General features: G+C 69.2%; 17 protein-coding genes. 5 read left to right on the forward strand and 12 right to left on the reverse strand.

Translation table 11 applies throughout. From position 1 onward, the window contains the following. Positions 1 to 3: 3 nt before the first annotated feature. From A4X17_RS06270 to A4X17_RS06300, 7 genes are all read right to left on the reverse strand, one after another. Entirely contained in the window at positions 4 to 1,932 is a 1,929-nt protein-coding gene (locus A4X17_RS06270; protein WP_064294811.1) for an ABC transporter ATP-binding protein, read from the reverse strand. Between the two features lie 182 nt (positions 1,933 to 2,114). Continuing rightward, entirely contained in the window at positions 2,115 to 3,461 is a 1,347-nt protein-coding gene (locus A4X17_RS06275) for an MFS transporter (protein WP_064294812.1), read from the reverse strand. Between the two features lie 202 nt (positions 3,462 to 3,663). Further along, positions 3,664 to 4,134 carry a 6,7-dimethyl-8-ribityllumazine synthase gene (ribH, locus tag A4X17_RS06280; protein ID WP_064294813.1) on the reverse strand — a complete coding sequence of 157 codons (471 nt, stop codon included), beginning with the start codon at positions 4,132 to 4,134 and terminating at the stop codon, positions 3,664 to 3,666. A gap of 82 nt (positions 4,135 to 4,216) precedes the next feature. Next, the gene (locus A4X17_RS06285) at positions 4,217 to 5,500 is read right to left on the reverse strand and encodes a bifunctional 3,4-dihydroxy-2-butanone-4-phosphate synthase/GTP cyclohydrolase II (protein WP_064294814.1); all 1,284 of its coding nucleotides are present in this window, start codon (positions 5,498 to 5,500) and stop codon (positions 4,217 to 4,219) included. Further along, positions 5,497 to 6,192 (reverse strand): riboflavin synthase, encoded by a 696-nt coding sequence (locus A4X17_RS06290; protein WP_082915971.1) that lies wholly within the window; start codon positions 6,190 to 6,192, stop codon positions 5,497 to 5,499. The genes A4X17_RS06285 and A4X17_RS06290 overlap by 4 nt, the downstream gene beginning before the upstream one ends. A gap of 21 nt (positions 6,193 to 6,213) precedes the next feature. After that, positions 6,214 to 7,290 (reverse strand): bifunctional diaminohydroxyphosphoribosylaminopyrimidine deaminase/5-amino-6-(5-phosphoribosylamino)uracil reductase RibD, encoded by a 1,077-nt coding sequence (gene ribD / locus A4X17_RS06295; protein WP_064294815.1) that lies wholly within the window; start codon positions 7,288 to 7,290, stop codon positions 6,214 to 6,216. A gap of 332 nt (positions 7,291 to 7,622) precedes the next feature. Then, the gene (locus A4X17_RS06300; protein ID WP_064294816.1) at positions 7,623 to 8,609 is read right to left on the reverse strand and encodes a sugar-binding transcriptional regulator; all 987 of its coding nucleotides are present in this window, start codon (positions 8,607 to 8,609) and stop codon (positions 7,623 to 7,625) included. 134 nt (positions 8,610 to 8,743) lie between these two features. Here A4X17_RS06300 and A4X17_RS06305 point away from each other — a divergent pair, with 134 nt between their 5' ends. The 4 genes from A4X17_RS06305 (at position 8,744) to A4X17_RS06320 (ending at position 14,347) form a co-directional block, all read left to right on the forward strand. Next, a complete protein-coding gene (locus tag A4X17_RS06305) occupies positions 8,744 to 10,480 on the forward strand; it encodes a glycerol-3-phosphate dehydrogenase/oxidase (RefSeq protein ID WP_064294817.1) in 1,737 nt (578 codons plus the stop codon). A 147-nt stretch (positions 10,481 to 10,627) separates the two neighbouring features. Then, positions 10,628 to 11,380 (forward strand): MIP/aquaporin family protein, encoded by a 753-nt coding sequence (locus A4X17_RS06310; RefSeq protein WP_079002885.1) that lies wholly within the window; start codon positions 10,628 to 10,630, stop codon positions 11,378 to 11,380. Between the two features lie 101 nt (positions 11,381 to 11,481). After that, complete coding sequence (glpK, locus tag A4X17_RS06315) at positions 11,482 to 12,996, forward strand: glycerol kinase GlpK (RefSeq protein WP_064294818.1); 1,515 nt, start codon at positions 11,482 to 11,484, stop codon at positions 12,994 to 12,996. A gap of 451 nt (positions 12,997 to 13,447) precedes the next feature. Beyond that, positions 13,448 to 14,347, forward strand: coding sequence for a hypothetical protein (locus tag A4X17_RS06320; RefSeq protein ID WP_082915972.1), 900 nt, complete (start codon positions 13,448 to 13,450; stop codon positions 14,345 to 14,347). Between the two features lie 59 nt (positions 14,348 to 14,406). Here A4X17_RS06320 and trpS read toward each other — a convergent pair whose 3' ends face one another. The 3 genes from trpS to A4X17_RS06335 form a co-directional block, all read right to left on the reverse strand. Beyond that, on the reverse strand, positions 14,407 to 15,411 hold the full coding sequence (gene trpS / locus A4X17_RS06325) for a tryptophan--tRNA ligase (protein WP_079002883.1): 1,005 nt from the start codon (positions 15,409 to 15,411) through the stop codon (positions 14,407 to 14,409). A gap of 70 nt (positions 15,412 to 15,481) precedes the next feature. Then, positions 15,482 to 16,327: an exodeoxyribonuclease III gene (locus A4X17_RS06330; protein WP_064294819.1), complete on the reverse strand. Its 846-nt coding sequence runs from the start codon at positions 16,325 to 16,327 to the stop codon at positions 15,482 to 15,484. A gap of 9 nt (positions 16,328 to 16,336) precedes the next feature. Continuing rightward, on the reverse strand, positions 16,337 to 17,644 hold the full coding sequence (locus tag A4X17_RS06335; RefSeq protein ID WP_157583356.1) for a YihY/virulence factor BrkB family protein: 1,308 nt from the start codon (positions 17,642 to 17,644) through the stop codon (positions 16,337 to 16,339). Positions 17,645 to 17,701: 57 nt separating this feature from the next. Here A4X17_RS06335 and ptsP point away from each other — a divergent pair, with 57 nt between their 5' ends. Next, positions 17,702 to 19,360, forward strand: coding sequence for a phosphoenolpyruvate--protein phosphotransferase (gene ptsP, locus A4X17_RS06340; RefSeq protein ID WP_064294821.1), 1,659 nt, complete (start codon positions 17,702 to 17,704; stop codon positions 19,358 to 19,360). An 84-nt stretch (positions 19,361 to 19,444) separates the two neighbouring features. Here ptsP and A4X17_RS06345 read toward each other — a convergent pair whose 3' ends face one another. Beyond that, complete coding sequence (locus A4X17_RS06345) at positions 19,445 to 20,212, reverse strand: succinate dehydrogenase iron-sulfur subunit (protein ID WP_064294822.1); 768 nt, start codon at positions 20,210 to 20,212, stop codon at positions 19,445 to 19,447. 2 nt (positions 20,213 to 20,214) lie between these two features. Then, on the reverse strand, positions 20,215 to 22,017 hold the full coding sequence (gene sdhA / locus A4X17_RS06350; protein WP_064294823.1) for a succinate dehydrogenase flavoprotein subunit: 1,803 nt from the start codon (positions 22,015 to 22,017) through the stop codon (positions 20,215 to 20,217). Positions 22,018 to 22,028: the final 11 nt, after the last annotated feature.

Below are 22,028 nucleotides of genomic sequence, written 5' to 3' on the forward strand. Positions count from 1 at the left end.
GCGTCACACGAGGAGCTGGTGCTTGGCGAGTTCGCGGTAGAGCGGGACTTCGGTCACGAGGTCGCTGTGGGTGCCGACGCCGACCACCCGACCCTCCTCGAGGACGACGATCTGATCGCTGTCGACGACGGTCGAGAGCCGGTGCGCGATGACGATGAGTGTGCGCCCCGTCGCGACCGCGTCGATGGCCTCGCGCATCATCTGCTCGTTGACACCGTCGAGGCTCGAGGTCGACTCGTCCAACAACAGGATCGGGGGAGCCGCGAGGATGGCGCGAGCGATGGCGAGGCGTTGCCGCTCGCCACCCGACAGCATGATGCCGTCCTCGCCGACCGGAGCGGCGAGACCGAGCGGGTTGCGGTCGAGGACCCCGCCGAGGTTGACCGCATGCAGCACACGCTCGCAGTCGGCGTCGCTCGCATCAGGTGACGACAACAGCAGGTTGTCACGCAGCGTGCCGGCGAGGACCGGGGCGTCCTGTTCCACGTACCCGATCTGGTCCCGGAGGTCGGCGCGGGGGATCGTGCGGATGTCGACGCCGCCCAGCCGGATGGCACCGGCTGTCGGGTCGTAGAAGCGTTCGATGAGCCCGAGGATGGTGCTCTTGCCGGCGCCGGACGGTCCGACGAGCGCCGTGCGTCTGCCCTGCATCGCGGCGAAGGACACCCCACGGAGCACCTGACGACCGAGCGCCGACTGCGCCTCGGTGAGCCGGGCGGCGTCGGCGGCGACGACCTCCGGTGCGCTGGTGCCCTCGCTCAGCGCCTCGGTCGCGAGCGCCTCCGCTGCGGCCCGTTCGCGCTCGATGACCGCCGCGTCCGGGTAGGCGAACTCGACCCCGTCGAACTCGATCGCCGGAGCGGACGCTGAGGCGGCCCCGGGACGTCCGACCCGCGCGGCGATGGCCGCGTCGTCGTCGCCCTCGTCGGGCAGGTCGAGGATCTCCTGGATCCGGCCGAGCGCTCCGAGCGCCTGGTTGACGCTCGTGATCGCACCGAAGGCCTGACCGAGCGGCATGATCATCATGAACAGGAAGAGGATGAACGCGACGAGACTCGCGATGGTGATGGCCCCGGACGCGACGCGGAACCCACCGACGCCGAGGACGACCAGGAACGAGGTCTGCATGGCGATGCCGGCGACCGGGACGACCAGCGAGGAGATCTTCGCGATCCGCACGCCCACGCCGTAGACCTCCTTGGCCACGCCGTCCACCGCGTCGATCTCGCGGTCGGTCGCGTTGGACGCGCGGATGGTGCGGATGGAGCTGATGGCCCGCTCGACCGCGGCGGCGAGCTCACCCACCTTGGTCTGCTGCTCGCGGCTGGCGACGCGGATGCGTCCGCTCAGCGCGACGACCACGACGACCGAGACGATGACGACGAGGAGGGTGAGACCCAGCAGGACGGGGTCGATGATCGCCATGGCGATGAGTGCGCCGAGGAAGGTGATGGCACCGCCGACAGCGTCCACGAAGCCCTGCGTCAGGACGGCGTAGAGCATGGTCGTGTCGCTGCCGACCCGCGAGACGAGGTCGCCGGTGCGGCGCGTGTCGAACTGGCTGATCGGCAGCCGGAAGATGCGCGCGATGAGCTGGCGCCGTGAGGAGTAGACGACCCCGGTGCCTGCGCGCTGCAGCAGGTAGTGCTGATACCCGCTGATGACGCCGGAGACCACGACGAGCCCGACGAGGAGCCACGCCAGGTTGCCGAGCGACCGGCCCGCCTCGACGACCCCGATCACCTGGCTGACGATGAGCGGCTGGGCGAGTGACGCGGCTGCTCCGATGACGCTCAGGATGATGACGACGATGAGGATCGAGCGGTGCTCGAAGATGTACGGCATGAGCTGCTTGAGGCTCGCGCGGGGACCGTCGTCCTTCGGTCGGCTGAACGGGTTGCGGCTGCGTGCCGGGCGCGCTGGGGTGCTCATGGTGCTCTTCCTCCGAGGTGCGGTGCGCGGCTCCGAGACGTCCATGGCGACGGCGCACCGTGGTTCAACTCTAGGCGACGGTCGCACGCGCCGAGCCCGAAGCCGACGCGCCGAGCGCCGACGCAGCAAGGGCCGGTGCGCGGAGGTGTCCTCCACGCACCGGCCCTCGGTGATCGCCTCGATCAGGCGTCGATGTCGACGTCCTTGGTCTCCTTGGAGACGATGAGGGCGACGAGCGTGATCAGGGCCATCACCGAGAGGTAGACGCCGACCCAGAACGGGCTGCCGCCGCCGGCACTCCACAGTGCGACGGCGATGAACGGTGCGACCGCTGCGCCGAGGATCGACGACACGTTGTACGAGATCCCCGACCCGGTGTACCGCACGTTCGTCGGGAACAGCTCGGGCAGCAGGGCGCCCATCGGTCCGAAGGTGAACCCCATGAGGCTGAACCCGATGATGAGCCAGATCATGACCCCGGTGAACCCGGCGCCGAGCAGCGGAACCCAGACGAGCCCGAACACGAGGATCGCGCTCGTCACGACGATGAGCGTCCTCCGGCGTCCGTACTTGTCGGCGAAGGGGCCGGACACGAGCGTGAAGATCCCGAAGAAGACCACGCCGGCGATGAGCATGAGGACGAAGGTCGTGTAGCTGTAGCCGAGGCCGGCGACCGGTGCGTCGAGCGGCGCACGGCCGTAGCTCAGCGAGAACGTCGTCATCAGGTAGAAGAGGACGTAGGTGGCGAGCATGAAGAAGGTGCCGAGGAGCAGCTTGCGCCAGTGCAGCTTGACGACGCTCGCGAGCGGCGACCGCTGCACCTTGCCCTGCTCCTTCGCGTTCGTGAACGCGTTGCTCTCGACGAGGCGGAGTCGGACCCAGAGGCCGACGATCACCATGACGACGGAGAACAGGAACGGGATGCGCCAACCCCACTCGAGGAACGCCTCGGACGGCATGGACGGGTCGTCGCTCGGCAGGATCGCCGCGATGATCAGGAAGAGTCCGTTGGCGATGATGAAGCCGATCGGCGCACCGAGCTGCGGGAACGTGCCGAACAGGGCACGCTTGCCGGTCGGCGCGTTCTCGGTCGCCACGAGGGCGGCACCCGACCATTCGCCGCCGAGCGCGAAGCCCTGTCCGATGCGGAGGATCACGAGCAGCAGCGGGGCGACCCAGCCGACGAGCTGGTAGGTGGGCAGGAGGCCGATGAGGAAGGTCGCGATCCCCATGGTGAGGAGGGCACCGACGAGCGTCGCCTTCCGACCGCGCTTGTCGCCGAGGTGCCCGAAGATGACGGCACCGACGGGGCGTGCCACCATCGCGGCGCCGAACACGGCGAAGGAGGCGAGGAGACCCGCGGTCGGGTCCTCACTCGGGAAGAAGAGGTGCGGGAAGACGAGGACGGCGGCCGTCGCGTAGACGTAGAAGTCGTAGAACTCGATCGTCGTGCCGATGAGGCTGGCGAGGACGACACGAGAGCGCGGATTGACCGGGGCCTTGGTGACTGGGGTTGCTTCGAGAGACATGCGTGCGCGTTTCGGTTCGGGAATGGACGCCGTCGAAGCATCAGCACCGGTCGCGCACGCCCGCCGACGACGGCAGGATCAGAGGTTCGCCCGCTTGTGGCAGGACCATGACACTGTACGCCGAAGTGCGGCATTCCGGTATTCGGTTGCCCAGCAGGGCGGATGCCGATACCGGAATGCCGCGTGATGCGACGCGCTCGAGTCAGCCGCGCAGCTCGCGGAGGACGACCGCGGTGGCCACGGCGGCATCGGCGGCCTCCGCCCCCTTGTCCTCCTTCGACCCGGGAAGCCCCGCGCGGTCGAGCCCCTGCTTCTCGTCGTCGAGGGTGAGGACGCCGAAGCCGACGGGCTTGCCCGTCTGGATGCTGACTTGGGTGAGGCCGCTCGTTGCGGCGTCGGAGACGTACTCGAAGTGCGGCGTGCCGCCGCGGATGATCACCCCGAGGGCGACGACCGCATCGGCCCCGGCCTCGAGGGCGGCTTTGGCGACGACCGGGAGCTCGAAGCTCCCGGGGACCCGCACGAGGCGATGGTTGGCACCGCTCGCATCGAGGGCCTTGACGGCTCCGGCGATGAGACCGTCGGTGATGGTCTCATGCCAGGTGCCGGCGATGACGACGATGTCGAGGCCGGTGCCGTCGACGCTGATGGTTGGGGATCCTTCGCCGCTCATGCGGTCTCCTGTCTTCGTCCCCGAGCGCATCGGGGGTTGGTGGTGTTCCCGCTCCTCGAAGGAATCGAGGGGCGGTGGTGAACTACTGGTGCGGGTGCGGTTCCGGTGCGAGCTCGAAGCCGATGCTGTGGCCCATGCGGTCGCGCTTCGTCTCGAGGTAGCCCTCGTTGAACAGGCCGACGCCGACCACCAGCGGGACGCGCTCGCTCACGGCGATGCCGTGGTTCGTGAGCTGTCGCTCCTTCTCAGGGTTGTTCGAGAGCAGGCGCACGGAGGTGATGCCGAGGTCCGTCAGGATCGCGCTCGCCGCCGTGTAGTCGCGGGCGTCGGCCGGCAGCCCGAGCGCGAGGTTGGCGTCGAGGGTGTCGAGACCGTCCTCCTGCAACCGGTACGCACGCAGCTTGTTGACGAGACCGATGCCGCGCCCCTCGTGCCCACGCAGGTAGACGACGACACCGCCGTGGCGCTGGATGGTGTCGAGGGCGCTGTCGAGCTGCGGACCGCACTCGCACTTGAGCGAGCCGAACGCCTCGCCGGTCAGGCACTCCGAGTGGACGCGCACGAGCGCACCGGTGGCCTGCGGGTCGCCGGCGATGATGGCGACGTGGTCGGCACCGGTCCTGCGGTCGCGGTAGGCGCGCAACCGGAACGAGCCGTGCGTCGTCGGGACGGTCGTCTCCACCTCGAAGGACACGTTCGACGACTCGGGGATGGCCGCCTGGGCGGCGCGTTCCTCGGCGCAGACCGCGGCCGCGTCGGGGTTCTCCTCGAGGAACGCGACGAGCGCGGCGATCGTCGTGACGAGCACGCCCTCCCGCTCGCCGAGCGCGATGAGGCCGGGCAGACGCATCATCTCGCCGTCGTCGGCGACGATCTCGGAGATCGCCCCGACCGGGACGAGCCCCGCGAGCTTCATGAGGTCGACGGCCGCCTCCGTGTGCCCGTCGCGCTCGCGCACCCCGCCGTCGACGGCGCGCAACGGGACGATGTGTCCGGGGCGCGAGAGACTGGCAGGCACGGACGCCGGGTCGGCGAGCACGCGCAGGGTGTGGGCGCGGTCGGCGGCGCTGATGCCGGTGCTGAGCCGGTCGGCCGCGTCGACCGTGACGGTGTACGCGGTGCCTCTGGGGTCCTCGTTGAGCGCGACCATCGGCGGGAGGGCCAGCCGGTCGGCGATCTCGTTCGTCATCGGTGCGCAGATGAATCCGGAGGAGTGCCGGACCGTCCACGCGATCCACTCCTGGGTGGCGGACTCCGCAGCGAGGATCACGTCGCCCTCGTTCTCGCGGCCTTCGTCGTCGGCCACGATGACCGGACGGCCCTGACGGAGTGCCTCGAGGGCCTCCGGGATGCTGGCGATGCTCATACGTTGCCCCTTCCGGTGGCGGTGGTGCCGACCGGGGCCGCGGACTGCGGATCCTGGTCGATGCTGCTGGGGAGTGCCGACTCGAGACGGCTGAAGGCGAGCATGCGCTCGACGTGCCGGGCGAGGATGTCGGTCTCGAGGTTCACACGGTCGCCGGGGACCCGATCGCCGAGCGTCGTCGCGGCCAGCGTCTCGGGGATGAGGGACACCTCGAACCAGGCCTCCGGTGCGGCCGGTGCGCTGATGGCGCTGACGGTGAGCGAGACGCCGTCGACGGTGATCGACCCCTTGTCGACGACGAGCGGCGCGAGTGCCGCGGGGAGCGAGACGCGCACGATGCGCCAGGCCTCGCCGGGCACCGTGGCCAGGACGCTGCCGGTGCCGTCGACGTGCCCTTGGACGATGTGTCCACCGAGGCGGTCACCGACGCGGGCCGCACGTTCGAGGTTGACCGGAGATCCGACCGTGACGCCGTCGAGCGAGCTCATCGCGAGGGTCTGGGCCATGACGTCGGCCGTGAACGTCTCACCGGTCTGCTCGACGACGGTGAGGCAGACACCGCTCACGGCGATGGAGTCCCCGTGCCGGGTGCCCTCGAGGGCGAGCGGGCCACGGACGGTGAAACGTGCCGAGTCGTCGCCGTGGTCGATGGCGACGATGGTGCCGAGTTCTTCGATGATGCCCGTGAACATGGGTGGTCCGTTCTCTGGGGGTCAGGCGGTGAGGTGGTGGGCGGCCGAGGCGGAGGCGCTGCGGTCGGGTGTCGTGATGACGAGGAGGTCGTCGCCGAGTGGTTCGACGCCGACGGTGGTGAGTCGGATCGCTTCGCCGATGCTGTCGACACCGAGGTCGCCGATCGCGAGGCGAGGGCCGCCGAGGAGCACGGGGGCGAGGTAGGTGAGGACCGTGTCGGCGAGTCCTGCGCGGAGGAACGCCGTGGCGATGGTCGGGCCGCCCTCGATGAACACGCTCCGGACGCCCGCGGCGCGGAGCTCGGCGAGCAGCGCGGCCGGATCATGCCCGTGGTGGAGGACGACCGGCCGGGGGTGGCGGTGGACGGCGGCGTCCCGGGGGATCGGGCGATCGCCCATGACGACGGGCAGGGGCTGCTCGGGCAGGAGGTCGCCGCGGTCGTCGCGAGCGGTGAGGCTCGGGTCGTCGGCGAGGACCGTCCCCGTGCCGACGAGGATCGCGTCGTGGGCGGCCCGCCGACGGTGGACGTCGTCGCGTGCGGCATCGCCGGTGATCCAGCGGCTCGTGCCGTCGCTCGCGGCGATCCGCCCGTCGAGACTCGAGGCCCACTTCACGGTGACGAGCGGACGCCCGAGGCGGGCGGTGGTGAGCCAGTCACCGAGGAGGTCCTCCGCCGGTCCGGCGAGCACGCCGCCGATGACGGTCACGCCGCCGTCGCGGAGCCGTTCCGCTCCACCCCCGGAGTGGTGGCCGGGGTCGTCCACGGCGAACACGACGCGCTCGACGCCGGCCTCGAGGAGGGCGACGGCACACGGACCGGTCCGGCCCGTGTGGTTGCACGGTTCCAGGGTGACGACGGCGGTCGCGCCACGGGCCGCCCCGGGCGCGAGGTGGGACAGGGCGTCGACCTCCGCGTGCGGGGTGCCGGCTCCGCGGTGCCAGCCCTCGGCGAGCACGGTGCCGTCGGCGTCGAGGATGACGCAGCCGACGCGGGGGTTGACGCCGCGGGCGGGGCCGTTGGCGGCGAGTTCGAGCGCACGCAGCATGGCCTGCTCCTCGCGGACACTCGCCCGCGGTGCTTCGGTTCCTGCGCTCATCTGTCCGTCATCTCGGTCGGTACTGACACGAGTTCCGGGGTCGCGGGCAGGTGCTCGCCGGCGTCGACCATCGGCCGACGCCCGTGCTTCCTTCCATCCGGACTCGAACGCCGTCTGCGAGCAGACGCGTTCATAACCGTCGGTCCTGGAGTTCCACCAGGTCAACCGGGCCTCGCTTGCGCGAGACACGGGTCGCGGACTATCACCGCCGGTTCGGACTCTCACCGACCCCGGAGCACGTTACGTGTTGTCGATTCTAGGTCAACGGGCTGAGTGGGTGCCCTATTCCCGGTTCGGATGACGCCCGGTTGCAGCGCCTGAAGCGGCCGGGGTCAGCGCTGGGCGTCGTGCTGATCGATCGCCGCGCGGGCGGTTCCCTCGTCGACCACGAGGTCGGAGATGAGCCCTCCCGCCAACGCCCCGAGAAGCGGCGGCACCTTGGCGGCACCGGCGACCACGCAGATCCGACGGGAGACCCCGCGCAGCACGTCGAGGTCGGGTCCGGATGCGCGGTTGTTGAAGGGGATGTCCCGCCACGAACCGTCGGCGCGGAAGAAGACGGTCGCGACGTCCCCGACCGCCCCGGCGCTCGCGAGCGCCTCGAAGTCGCTGTCGTCGAGGTAGCCGCCGACGTACACGTGGCTGGGTACGCCCGAGAGCTGCGAACCGAGACCGAACAGCGCGACGTCCATGCGCCGTTGGATCTCGAGCACGCGTCGGATGCTGCGCTCCCGCCACAGGGCGAGCTTGGTCGACGGGTCGTCGAAGAAGGCCGGCACCGCGAACTGCTGCGCGTAGGCCCCGTAGGCGTCCGCGTACCGATGCAGGATCTCACTCGCGTAGAGGATGCCCGAGGTACGCGTGTTGGCCGCACCGTTCAGCTGGACGATCTGCGAGTTGTGGGTCCGCTTGGGGGTGAGGTGCCTCGCCACCGCACTCACGGTCGAGCCCCATGCCAGGCCGAGCGTCATGTTCGAGTCGAACACGGAGCCGAGAAAACGTGCAGCCGAGAGGGCGACCCGCTCCAGGCGGTCGATGTCGCTCGTGTGGTCGGGGACCGGGACGATGTGGGCGGTCACGCCGAACCGGTCGCGGAACTCCGCCTCGAGCCGCGACGGCATGTCGTGCGGGGAGCGCACCTGGATGTCGACGAGCCCGCTTTCCCGCGCATATCCGAGCAGGCGGGACACCGACGACCGGGAGGTGTGGAGCTCCTGGGCGATGGCCTCCATGGTGAGGTCCTGCACGTAATACAGCTGTGCGGCACGGAGCGCCTCGGCCGTCCGGTCCGGCTGGCTGAGCGCGTCTGCGAGCGACATCGGGTCTCCTTGCACGTTTGTTCACTAGGGCTGTTCAGAGTTGCAGCGGGTGTCACGATGTATTCAGTCACATCATTCAGCGGCGCGCAATCCCGGCAGCGTCGCGTTCCAACCGCGAAGAAGCGAGGCATCTCATGTCCCTCAAGTCGTCAGCTCCCCGTTCCACCGTGCAGTCCGTCATCGACCGCCCGCAGGCGTCGGTGCTCATCATCGGCGGCGGTATCAACGGCATCGCGACCTTCCGCGACCTGGCGCTCCAGGGCGTCGACGTCACGCTCGTGGAACGCAACGACTGGGCCTCCGGCGCCTCCGCCGCGTCGAGCCACATGATCCACGGCGGCATCCGGTACCTCGAGAACGGTGAGTTCCGCCTCGTCCAGGAGTCGGTGCAGGAGCGCAACGGGCTCATCAAGATCGCCCCGCACTACGTGAAGCCGCTCGAGACCACGGTCCCGATCTTCTCGACCTTCTCCGGCATCCTCTCCGCACCGTTGCGCTTCCTCACCCACAAGCAGGGCAAGCCGCAGGAGCGTGGCGCGCTGCTCATCAAGGTCGGCCTCACCGCGTACGACTCCTTCTCCCGTGACGGGGGCAGCGTGCCGCGTCACCGCTTCCACGGCCGCAAGAAGTCCCTCGCCGACCTGCCGAAGATGAACCCGGGCCTCAAGTACACGGCGACCTACTACGACGCCTCCATGCACGACCCGGAGCGCCTCGCGCTCGACGTCCTCATGGACGGCCTCGCCGCCGGCCCCCACGCCCGTGCCGTCAACTACGTCGAGGCGGTCGGCATGGGTGCCGACGGCGTCGAGCTCCGCGACACGGTCACCGGCCAGACCTTCACCGTGACGAGCGACGTCGTGGTCAACACCTCCGGCCCCTGGACCGACCTCACGAACGCCGGCCTCGGCGAGCCGACGACCTACATGGGCGGCACGAAGGGCTCGCACATCGTCCTCGACAACCCGGAGCTCTACGCGGCCACCAAGGGACGCGAGATCTTCTTCGAGCACGAGGACGGCCGCATCGTCCTCATCTACCCGCTCAAGGGCAAGGTCATGGTCGGCACGACCGACATCGACGCCGACCCGAGCACCCTGAGCGTCTGCACCGAGGAGGAGGTCGACTACTTCTTCGACCTCGTGAAGCACGTCTTCCCGACCATCGCGACCTCGCGTGAGCAGATCGTCTACCGGTTCTCCGGCATCCGTCCGCTGCCGAAGCACGACGACGAGGCCCCCGGCTTCGTGTCGCGCGACTACCGGATCGAGCGCCGGGCCGCCGCTGCACGTCCGTCCACCACCGTGTTCAGCCTCGTCGGTGGCAAGTGGACCACCTTCCGGGCCCTCGCCGAGCACCTCAGCACGGACGTGCTCAACACCATCGGAGCCCCGCGCCCCGTGGAGACCCTCGGACTCGCGATCGGTGGCGGCGCAGGCTTCCCGCGCACCGACGCCGCGACGCGCACCTGGGTCGCCGCGCACGAGGACGGCACCGGCGCCAAGCGCGCCGAGCAGCTGCTGGGCCGGTACGGCACGAAGGCCGCCGCACTCCTCGAGCACCTGTCCGAGCACGGCGATGACCGCTTGCAGGGCGCTGCCGACTACAGCGTGCAGGAGCTGGAGTACCTCGTCGAGCAGGAGCAGGTCGTGCACCTCTCCGACGTGCTGCACCGCCGCACGAGCCTCGCGTTCACCGGATCGCTGACCGCCGGCCTCGTCGACGAGATCGCCCGCGTCGTCGGCGGTGTACTCGGGTGGGACGACGCCGAACGGACCGCGCAGATCTCCGCAGCGCTCGACCGCCTGCGCGACGCCCACCAGGTCGACCTCCGGGTCGACGCCGCCAAGGAGGCCCCGGCGTTCTCATAATGCACGAATGTGCAGGCAAGGCCCTTGTCCTGTGCAACAGGAGCTGGCTACCTTACAAGCAACTGGTCAGTGCAACCTCGCCCAGCGGGGGCTCGCGCCTCGGCGTCGGCCCCCACGCGGCCACACCTATGAAAGGTCAATGAAGACATGAACCTCGGAACCATCTTCCTCTCCGAGACCGTGGGGACGGCGATGCTCGTCCTGCTCGGTACCGGTGTGGTCGCCACGGCGATCCTCACGAAATCCAAGGGCCTCGGTGGCGGCTGGCTGCTCATCAACTTCGGTTGGGGCCTCGCGGTCTTCGCCGGTGTCACGGTGTCCTACGCCTCCGGCGGTCACCTGAACCCGGCTGTCACGATCGGCTTCCTCACCACGGGCTCGATCGACTTCGGTACGGCGCTCGTCTACTGGGCGGCGCAGATGGTCGGTGCCTTCATCGGTGCCGTGCTGACGTACTTCGCCTTCAAGCAGCACTTCGACCAGGAGGAGGACCCGGGCAAGAAGCTCGGCGTCTTCTCGACCGGTCCGGAGATCCGCAGCTACGGCTGGAACCTTGTCACCGAGGTCATCGCGACCTTCGTCCTCGTCTTCGTCGTGATGTCCTTCGGCAAGACCGGCCCCGACGCGGTGGTCATCGAGGGCGTGCCCGGAGGACTCGCAGCCCTGGGCGCCCTCCCCGTCGCCCTGCTCGTCGTCGGTATCGGAGCCTCCCTCGGTGGCCCGACCGGCTACGCGATCAACCCGGCACGTGACCTCGGTCCGCGCATCGCCCACGCCCTCCTCCCCATCAAGGGCAAGGGCAAGAGCGACTGGTCCTACGCCTGGGTGCCGGTCGTCGGTCCTCTGCTCGGTGGTGTCCTCGCGGCCCTCGCCTCGATGGTGCTGCTCCCGGCCGTCTGACCTGACGCTGCGGCGGTGACCGGACACGATCATCGCCGCGGCACCCCGGGGCACCGGTTCCGGTGCCTCACCTCGCAACGCACGCAACGAAGGAGTATCCAATGGCGGACTACGTCATCGCAATCGACCAGGGGACGACGAGTTCCCGGGCCATCGTCTTCGACAAGAGCGGATCGATCGTCTCGACGGGCCAGCTCGAGCACGAGCAGATCTTTCCGAAGGCCGGCTGGGTCGAGCACAACCCGAACCAGATCTGGAACAACACCCGCGAGGTCATCGGCCAGGCGCTCAGCAAGGCCAACATCACCCGGCACGCCATCGCGGCCATCGGTATCACGAACCAGCGCGAGACCGCCGTCGTCTGGGACAAGACCACCGGTCAGCCCGTCTACAACGCGATCGTCTGGCAGGACACGCGCACGCAGGACATCGTGAACCGCCTCGCTGCGGACGGTGGCGTCGAGCGCTTCAAGAAGACCGTCGGCCTGCCGCTGGCGACCTACTTCTCCGGCACCAAGATCGTCTGGATCCTCGAGAACGTCGAGGGTGCTCGCGAGAAGGCCGAGGCGGGCGACCTCCTGTTCGGCACGACCGACAGCTGGGTCATCTGGAACCTCACCGGTGGTGTCAACGGTGGCGTGCACGTCACGGACGTCACCAACGCCTCGCGCACGCTCTTCATGGACCTCGAGACCCTGCAGTGGGACGACGAGATCCTCAAGGCGTTCGGTGTCCCGAAGTCGATGCTCCCGGAGATCAAGAGCTCCTCCGAGGTCTACGGCCACGCGTCCGACGACAGCCTCCTCCGCGAGACGCCGATCGCCGGCATCCTCGGCGACCAGCAGGCGGCGACCTTCGGTCAGGCCGCGTTCCAGCAGGGCGAGGCCAAGAACACCTACGGCACCGGTAACTTCATCATCTTCAACACCGGTGAGGAGATCGTCCACTCCGAGAACGGTCTGCTGACGACGCTCGGCTACAAGCTCGGTGACGCGAAGCCGCACTACGCGCTCGAGGGTTCGATCGCCGTGACCGGTTCGCTCGTCCAGTGGCTGCGCGACAACCTCGGCATGTTCTCCTCCGCTCCCGAGGTCGAGGCGCTCGCCAAGACCGTCGAGGACAACGGTGGCGCGTACTTCGTGCCGGCGTTCTCCGGGCTGTTCGCGCCGTACTGGCGCCCGGACGCCCGCGGTGCGCTCGTCGGGCTCACCCGGTACGTCAACAAGGGCCACATCGCCCGGGCCGCCCTCGAGTCGACGGCGTTCCAGACGGCAGAGGTCATCGACGCCGTCAACGCCGACTCCGGTGTCCCGCTGACGGAGCTCAAGGTCGACGGCGGCATGACCGCCAACGACACGCTCATGCAGTTCCAGGCCGACATCCTCGGTGTCCCGGTCATCCGTCCGGTCGTCGCGGAGACCACGGCGCTCGGCGCGGCCTACGCGGCCGGTCTCGCCGTCGGCTTCTGGTCCGACCTCGACGACCTCGCGAAGAACTGGCAGGAGGACAAGCGCTGGGAGCCCAACATGGACTCCGCAGAGCGCGACCGCCTCTACCGCAACTGGAAGAAGGCCGTCACGAAGACCTTCGACTGGGTCGACGACGACGTGCAGTAGTCACGACCGACCGGAACGGCCCGTCCTCCTCGCGGAGGGCGGGCCGTTCTGTCGTCCGTCCTCGCTCGGCCCCCGAAGGGTGCATTTGCGCAGAACTCCTGCAGTTTGAGGACCGGCATGGGAACAACCGCGCCATTCCGCCTGCCCGCGCCGACCGGTCCTGTCAGGCGCAGGAGTTCTGCGCAGACGAACTGCTCCCGCAAGACTCGCTCCGAGCCCCCATCTCGTCGAGATGGGGGTCCCATCTGCGCACAACTCCTGCTCGTCGCTGCTGTGGTGCCTCCCTGGGGCCGATCCTGAGCGTCGGCCAGTGGCCAGCAGGAGTTGTGAACCATGCGCGACGGTGAAGCCCCGGCCGTGACCCTCCTCCACAGGGTTCCGGCAGTCCTCGACCGACGGTGAAGCCATCGCTCGTGACCGCCCGCTCGACCGGTGCCCCAACCATCGATGGATGGACAGCGCATCTTCTGGTCACACGATCTTCGCCCGCTCGACGCTTCTCGAGGAGGGGATGCGACCGCGTGAGATCACCCAGGCTGTGCGCGACGGAACGATCGTTCGCGTGCGGCGCGATCGATACGCGCTCCCCGGAGTGCACGATGACATCCGTGCCGCAGTGCGCATCGGGGGGAGGCGAGCATGCCTGTCCACCCTGGCCGCCCGTGGTGTGTTCGTGTTCGACGCCACCCGGGTCCATGTGCATGTGGACCGCAGCGCCTCACGACTTCGCGGACCGCGGGCGGAGGACCGACGGCTGGCTACCAGCGATCGACGGGAGTTCAGCCTCCACTGGAGACCGCTTGACCAGCCGTGCGGCACGTTCGACTGCGACGTGTCGATCATCGACGCACTGGCCCAGTCCATCCGGTGCCAGGCGCCGCGTATGGCACTTGCGACGCTCGACAGCGCGGTCCATCTCGGGTTGGTCGATGAACCTGACCTCCGTCGAGTCTTCGCCCTGGTGCCCGAACGCTTTCGTGCGCTCATGGCGTTGATCGATGGACGCGCCGAGTCAGGTCCGGAGACACTCCTGCGCTTGATCGTCCGCAGCCTCGGTCTGTCGTACGAGGTGCAGCCCCGCCTGGCGGAGGGTGGACGCGGTGATCTCCTGGTGGCTGAGTCGTTGTTGATCGAGGTCGACAGTCGAGCCCATCATGAGGGGTGGTCGCACGCCGTCTCAGACCGCACCCGTGACCTCAGAGCCGCCTCGCGCGGGCTGACGACGTTGCGACCGCTCTACCAGCATGTGGTGTACGAGCCCGGCCTCGTTGCGGCGGCCATCACCGGTCTGATCGGGGAGGTGCGCACAACTCCTGCCCACCGCGCGGGCACTTCGCGGGCTGCGCGCTGAATGCGGCGGGCGCGGGCTTGCGGACAGCGACGAGCAGGAGTTGCGAACGGACGGCGGGATCAGGCGGGGCGGAGGAGTCCGACGCGGTCGTAGACCTCGGCGAGGGTCTGCTCGGCGACCTCGGTCGCGCGCGCGGCGTTGACCGCGAGCAGGCGGTCGAGCTCGGCGGGGTCGTCGAGGAGCTCGAGCGCGCGCGCACGGACCGGCTCGAGTTCGCCGACGACGACTTCGGCGAGGCCCTTCTTGAGGTCGCCGTAGCCACGACCCTCGAACTCGCCGACGACGGCCTCGATGGGGGAGCCGGTGATCGCGGAGTAGATGCTCAGCAGGTTCGAGACACCGGGCTTCTCCTGTGCGTCGAAGGCGATGACGCCGTCGTTGTCGGTGACCGCACGCATGATCTTCTTCTGCGTGACCTTCGGCTCGTCGAGCAACCAGATGATCCCCGCCGGGGTCTCGGCGGACTTCGACATCTTCGACGTCGGGTTCTGGAGGTCGTAGATGCGCGCGGAGTCCTTCTGGATCTGCGCCTTCGGGACGACGAAGGTGTCGCCGAAGCGGGCGTTGAACCGCTCGGCGAGGTCGCGCGTGAGCTCGATGTGCTGTCGCTGGTCGTCGCCGACCGGCACGATGTCGGTCTGGTAGAGCAGGATGTCGGCCGCCATGAGGATCGGGTAGGCGAAGAGACCGACCGACGAGGCGTCGCGCCCGTGCTTGGCCGACTTGTCCTTGAACTGCGTCATGCGCGCGGCCTCGCCCATGCCGGTGATCGTGTTCAGCACCCAGGCGAGCTGTGCGTGCGCCGGGACGTGCGACTGCACGTACAGGGTCGAGGCCGAGGGGTCGATGCCTGCGGCGATGTACTGGGCGGCCGTGCGGCGGGTCTTCTCGCGGAGCTCGGCGGGGTCCTGCGGCACCGTGATCGCGTGCAGGTCGACGATGCTGAAGAAGGCGTCGTGCTCCTGCTGCATCTGCTTCCACTGCAGGAGGGCGCCGATGTAGTTGCCGAGGTGGAGCGAATCGGCGGAGGGCTGCATGCCGGAGTACAGGCGTGGCTTGGTCATGTGGGTTCTCGCAGAGGGATGAGCGGCCGGAGCCGGGGCACGGGTGGTCTGGGTGGTGTGGTGCCGGTGGTCAGACGGCGTAGTCGACGACGACGGGGGCGTGATCGGACCATCGCTGGTCGTATGCCGCAGCCCGGTCGATCGTGTACCCGGACGCGAGGGCTGCGAGCTCGGGAGTGGCGAGCTGATAGTCGATGCGCCAGCCGGTGTCGGTGTCGAAGGCCTGGCCGCGCTGGGACCACCAGGTGTAGGGACCAGGGACCTGGCCGGCGGACTGACGCCCGATGTCGACCCAGCCGAGGCCGGTGCCGGTCACGCCGTCGACGCCCGTCACCGGCTCGCCCGCCGGGCCGAGGTAGCGGTCGAAGTAGGACCGTTCGGCGGGCAGGAAGCCGGCACGCTTGACGTTGCCCTTCCAGTTCTTGATGTCGAGCTCGGTGTGGCCCACGTTGAGGTCGCCGACGACGAGGGACAGCGGGTTGTGCTCGCGCAGTGCGGGCAGCCGCTCGAGCATCGCCTCGAGGAAGCGGAACTTCTCGACCTGCTTGGGGGTGTCGACCTCGCCGGAGTGGACGTAGGTGCTCACGACCGTGACGAGGGTGCCGTCGATGTCGAAGTCGGCCTCGATCCAACGACCCGCGCTGTCGAAGTCGTCGGCTCCGAGGGCGACGCGGTGGATGCCCGCCGATCGACGGCTGACGATCGCGACACCTGCGCGCCCCTTGGCGGTCGCGGCATCGTGCAGGATGTTCCACTCCGGTCCGAACAGTGTCTCGAGGTCGCTCGTCGCGGCGCGGACCTCCTGCAGGGCGAGGATGTCGACCCCGCGGTCTTCGAGCCAGTCGCCCATCCCTTTGCGGAAGGCCGCGCGGACTCCGTTGACGTTGACACTGGCGATGCGGAGGGGTGCAGACATGCCTCCAGCTTAGTCGCGGGGGCCGACAACGCCCTGGCCCCGGCGTCCGCCCGGGCGTCGGCGATGGGGTGGGTCCGACGCGTCCGCCGCGGGCGACTCGGGGGCTTCGCCGTGCTGTCGGATGAGCTCGGCGGAGGCCTCCTCGGCGTGCCGCACGCGTCGGCGGGCGAACCAGACCGCCGGGCCCTTGGCGCGCCGGAGGGACTCGCGAGCCTCCCGCAGTTCCGCCTCGGCGATCAGTCTCCTGGCCGCCAGCTCTTCGGCCGCCTGCTCCTCCGGTGTCGTCGTGCGCACACTGATGCCCTGGTCGTCGAGACCCACGGCGATCCACGCGGCGGAGGCGAGGATGACGCGGCTCACGAGGTTGAACCACAGCATGAGGCCGATGAACACCGCGAAGGTCGCGAGCAACGGGTTCCGAGAGGCCCCGGCGATCACCGCACTGCTCGCGACGCTCAGGAGCGAGAGCACCAGACTGCCGAGGAGCGCGCCGCCGAAGAGGTTGCGCCACGGGATCCGGATCCGGCTGAGCACACGGTACATGGCGCCGAGGGTGACGAGGTTCACGACGACCGCGACGACCAGTCCGACGACCCGGCTGCCGACGGTCACCCAGAACGTGCCCTCCAGTCCGACGAGCGACAGCAGCCAGCTGAGCGCCTGGGTGCTGGCGACCGACAGCGTCGCGGAGACGAGGAGGAGGACGCCGAAGGCGAGCGCCAGCACGAGGTCGACGACCTTCAGCAGGAAGAAGCTCGCGGCGACCTTCGGGAGCGCGAAGATCGACCGGACCGCCTGCCGGGTGTAATACAACCAACCGATCGCCGTCCAGATGAGACCGATGGCGGCGATGACCCCGGTCCACCCGAGGAGGGATGCGCTCGACAGCTGCTCCTCGGCGATGATGCCTTCGCCGTCGGTGCCGATGAGGCCGGGGACGGCGCGGTTGATGATCTCCACCAGTGCTTGGAAGACCTCGGCGTTGTTACCGAGCCAGATGCCGGTGATGGCGAATCCGACGTAGACCGCTGCGAACACGGCGAAGACGGCCTGGAAGCTGATCCCGGCGGCCAGGAGGTTGCCGTCCATGGCGAGATACCGATGGATGACGCGATAGGGCTTCAACCGCATGACCCACGTCGTGGCGCGCTCCGCTCTCGCCGCGCGGGGCGCGAGTCGTCGGATGAACGGGTTCTCGCTGTTCTGGATCCACTGGAACACCAGCGGTGGCGGCGTCTGCTGGAGCCGCACCCTGGGGGTGGTGCTGACGTCCGGCGCGTCGGCGGAGTCCTTCCTCGGCGCACGCGGATTGGTCACCGGACCAGCCTACAAGCGGGCCGGACCGGGGGAGAGGCGGTGCACTAGGGTCGAACCATGCGCGAGGCGGAGGGGCAACGCACGTTCACCGGCACCGGCGTCGGACGCGGCGTCGTGGCCGGTCCCGTGCTCCGCATGCCTGAGCCGCTGCCTGAACCGAGTGCCGACCCGTTCGGCGGGGACGTCACGCTCGAACAGGCCCGTGCCGTCGCGGCACTCAGCGCGACGCGGGCCGACCTGGAGGAGCGGGCTCGACGAGCCGGCGGACATGCGCAGGACGTGCTCGAAGCGCAGGCGGTCATGGCCGACGATCCGGCGCTCGCGGAGGACGTCGCGACGCGCATCGCAGCGGGGCGTTCCGCGGAGCGCGCCGTGTTCGAGGCCCTGGCGACGGTCCAGCAGGTCCTCTTCAACCTGGGGGAGCCGATGGCGGCGCGCGCGACCGACGTCGGCGACGTCTCGCAACGGGTCATCGCGCGGTTGCTCGGTCGGCCTGTCCCCGGCCCGCCCGAGTCGGACGAGCCGTTCGTCCTCGTCGCCGCGGACCTCGCTCCGGCGGACGCCGCGCTCCTCGATCTCGATCGGGTGCTGGCCCTCGTGACGAGTGGCGGCTCGGCGACCTCGCACACGGCCATCCTCGCGCGCGAGCAGTCGCTCATCGCCGTCGTGGGCGTCGCCGGAGCCGAGCAGTTCGAGGACGGTGAGATCGTCCTCGTCGACGCCGGGGCCGGGGTCGTCACGGGGTCGCCGACGAAGCGCGAGGTGCGGTCGGCCCGGTCCACCGCGGCCGAGCGCGTGCGGGTCTCGCCGCGCTCGCCGGGCGAACTCGCCGACGGCACTCCGGTGCCCCTGCTCGCGAACCTCGGGTCCGTCGCCGGCGCGCCCGGTGCCCTGGCCCTCGGCGCTGAAGGGGTCGGGCTGTTCCGCACCGAGCTCCTCTTCCTCGATCGCGCGGAGGCGCCTGGCGTCGCCGAACAGGCTGACCGCTACGGCGAGTTGCTCGCGGCGTTCCCGGGGAAGCGCGTCGTCGTCCGGGTGTTCGACGCCGGAGCCGACAAGCCGCTCGCCTTCCTCCGACCGGACGACGCCGAGCCCAATCCGGCGCTCGGGGTGCGGGGCATCCGGGCGCTCCGCGCTCATGACGAGGTGCTCCGAGACCAGCTCACGGCGCTCGCGCTCGCACAGGACGCCCACGAGGCGGACCTCTGGGTGATGGCCCCGATGATCGCCGACCTTCCCGAAGCCGCGGCGTTCGTGACCCTCGCCAAACGGCTCGGGCTGCGCACGGTCGGGGCGATGATCGAGGTGCCGTCGAGTGCACTGCTCGCCGCGCAGATCCTCGGGGTCGCGGACTTCGTGAGCATCGGGACCAACGATCTGTCGCAGTACACACTCGCGGCGGACCGTCTCCTCGGGCCCCTTGGCTCGTACCAGGATCCGTGGCACCCGGCCGTGCTGCGGCTCGTCAAGCTCGTCGGCGACGCCGGTCTCGCCTCAGGGCGCTCGATCGGCGTCTGTGGGGAGGCGGCAGCGGATCCGGCCCTCGCGGTCGTGCTCGTCGGCCTCGGGGCGACGAGTCTCTCGGTCACCCCGGCCGCGCTCGGCGACGTCCGGAGCGAGCTGCGCCGCTACACGCTCGAGGCGGCTCGCGCCATGGCGATGGACGCCCTGAGCGCCGCGTCGCCTGCTGAAGCGAGAGCTGCCGCGCTGGCCTGACGTCGCTCGACGCGCGGATCTTCTCGCACGAACACGTCCGGCCCAGCGCGGTGCGCTGGGCCGGACGGATGAACCGGGTGTGGGCTAGGAGACCTTGCCGGAGATCATGGCCTGCTTGACCTCGGCGATCGCCTGCGTGACCTGGATGCCGCGGGGGCACGCCTCGGTGCAGTTGAAGGTGGTGCGGCAGCGCCACACGCCCTCCTGGTCGTTGAGGATGTCCAGGCGGACCTGCGAGGCGTCGTCGCGGGAGTCGAAGATGAAGCGGTGCGCGTTCACGATCGCCGCCGGGCCGAAGTACTGGCCGTCGGTCCAGAAGACCGGGCACGACGAGGTGCACGCGGCGCACAGGATGCACTTCGTGGTGTCGTCGAAGCGGGCGCGCTCGGCGACCGACTGCACGCGCTCCTTGTTCTTCTCCGCGGGCTTGCCGGGCATGAGGAACGGCTGCACCTCGCGGAACGACGCGAAGAAGGGGTCCATGTCGACGACGAGGTCCTTTTCGAGCGGCAGACCCTTGATCGCCTCGACGTAGATCGGCTTCGAGATGTCGAGGTCCTTGATCAGCGTCTTGCAGGCGAGGCGGTTCCGGCCGTTGATCCGCATGGCGTCGGAGCCGCAGATGCCGTGTGCGCAGGAGCGACGGAAGGTGAGGGTCCCGTCCTGTTCCCACTTGATCTTGTGGAGCGCGTCCAGGATGCGGTCCGTCGGGAACATCTCGACGTCGAAGTCCTCCCAGCGCGGCTCGGCGTCCACGTCCGGGTCGAACCGACGGATGATCAGGGTGACCGTGAAGGACTGGATCTCCTCCGGTGCCGCGGCCGGCGGGTTCTCGAGCGTTGCAGTGCTCATCGCTAGTACTTCCTCTCCATCGGCTGGTACCGCGTGATGACCACGGGCTTCCAGTCGAGCCGGATGTGGTCGGCCGCGTCGGACGAGTGCGGGTCGCCGGACAGGTACGCCATCGTGTGCTTCATGTAGTTCTCGTCGTCGCGCTTCGGGTAGTCGTCGCGCATGTGACCGCCACGGCTCTCCTGACGGTTGCGAGCGGAGTAGACGACGACCTCGGCGAGGTCGAGCAGGAAGCCCAGCTCGATCGCCTCGAGGAGGTCGGTGTTGAAACGCTTGCCCTTGTCCTGGACGGCGATGTTCTGGTACCGGTCGCGCAGGTTGTGGATGGTGGCGGTGACGCCGGCGAGGGACTCGTCCGTCCGGAACACCTGGGCGTTGCGGTCCATCTCCTCCTGGAGCTCCTTGCGGATCGTGGAGATCCGCTCGGTGCCGTTGGAGTTCCGCATCTGCTCGATGAGGCCGGAGACGAAACCGGCGGGGTTCTCGGGCAGGGGCGTGAAGTCGACGCTCTGGACGTACTCGACGGCGTTGTTGCCGGCGCGCTTGCCGAACACGTTGATGTCGAGGAGGGAGTTCGTGCCGAGTCGGTTCGAGCCGTGGACGGACACGCACGCGCACTCGCCGGCCGCGTACAGGCCGGGGACGACGGTGTTGTTGTCGCTCAGGACCTCGGCCTTGACGTTCGTCGGGATGCCGCCCATGGCGTAGTGCGCCGTCGGCATGACCGGGACGGGCTCCGTCACCGGGTCGACGCCGAGGTAGGTGCGCGCGAACTCGGTGATGTCGGGCAGCTTGGTCTCGAGGACCTCGGCACCGAGGTGGGTGCAGTCGAGGTAGACGTAGTCCTTGTTCGGTCCGGCACCGCGGCCTTCCGCGACCTCCTGGACCATGCAGCGCGCGACGATGTCTCGCGGGGCGAGGTCCTTGATGGTCGGCGCGTACCGCTCCATGAAGCGTTCACCGCTCGCGTTCCGGAGGATCGCACCCTCGCCTCGGGCTCCCTCGGTGAGGAGGATGCCGAGACCGGCGAGGCCGGTGGGGTGGAACTGGAAGAACTCCATGTCCTCGAGCGGGAGACCCTTGCGCCAGATGATCCCGACGCCGTCGCCCGTGAGGGTGTGGGCGTTCGAGGTGGTCTTGTAGATCTTGCCGAAGCCACCGGTGGCGAAGATGACCGCCTTCGCCTGGAAGACGTGGATCTCGCCGGTGGAGAGCTCGTACGCGACCACACCGGACGGCTTGTCGACGCCGTCGACGTTCGTCATGATCAGGTCGAGTGCGTAGTACTCGTTGAAGAAGTTGATGCCGAGGCGGACGCAGTTCTGGAACAGCGTCTGCAGGATCATGTGGCCGGTGCGGTCTGCCGCGTAGCAGGCGCGGCGGACCGGAGCCTTGCCGTGGTCGCGGGTGTGGCCGCCGAAGCGACGCTGGTCGATCTTGCCCTCGGGGGTGCGGTTGAACGGCAGACCCATGTTCTCGAGGTCGATGACCGCGTCGATGGCCTCCTTCGCGAGGATCTCCGCAGCATCCTGGTCGACGAGGTAGTCGCCGCCCTTGATGGTGTCGAAGGTGTGCCACTCCCAGCTGTCCTCCTCGACGTTCGCGAGCGCAGCGGCCATACCGCCCTGCGCCGCTCCCGTGTGGGACCGCGTCGGGTAGAGCTTGGAGATGACGGCCGTCTTCGCTCCGGGGCCGGCCTCGATCGCGGCGCGCATGCCGGCACCGCCGGCACCGACGATCACGATGTCGAACTGGTGGTAGTGGATGCCGTCGATGACGGTGGACTCGGTGGTTTCTGTAGTCACGGTTTCCGTTG

The sequence above is a fragment of the Plantibacter sp. H53 genome, assembly GCF_001650455.1.
Taxonomy (GTDB): Bacteria; Actinomycetota; Actinomycetes; order Actinomycetales; family Microbacteriaceae; genus Plantibacter; species Plantibacter flavus_A.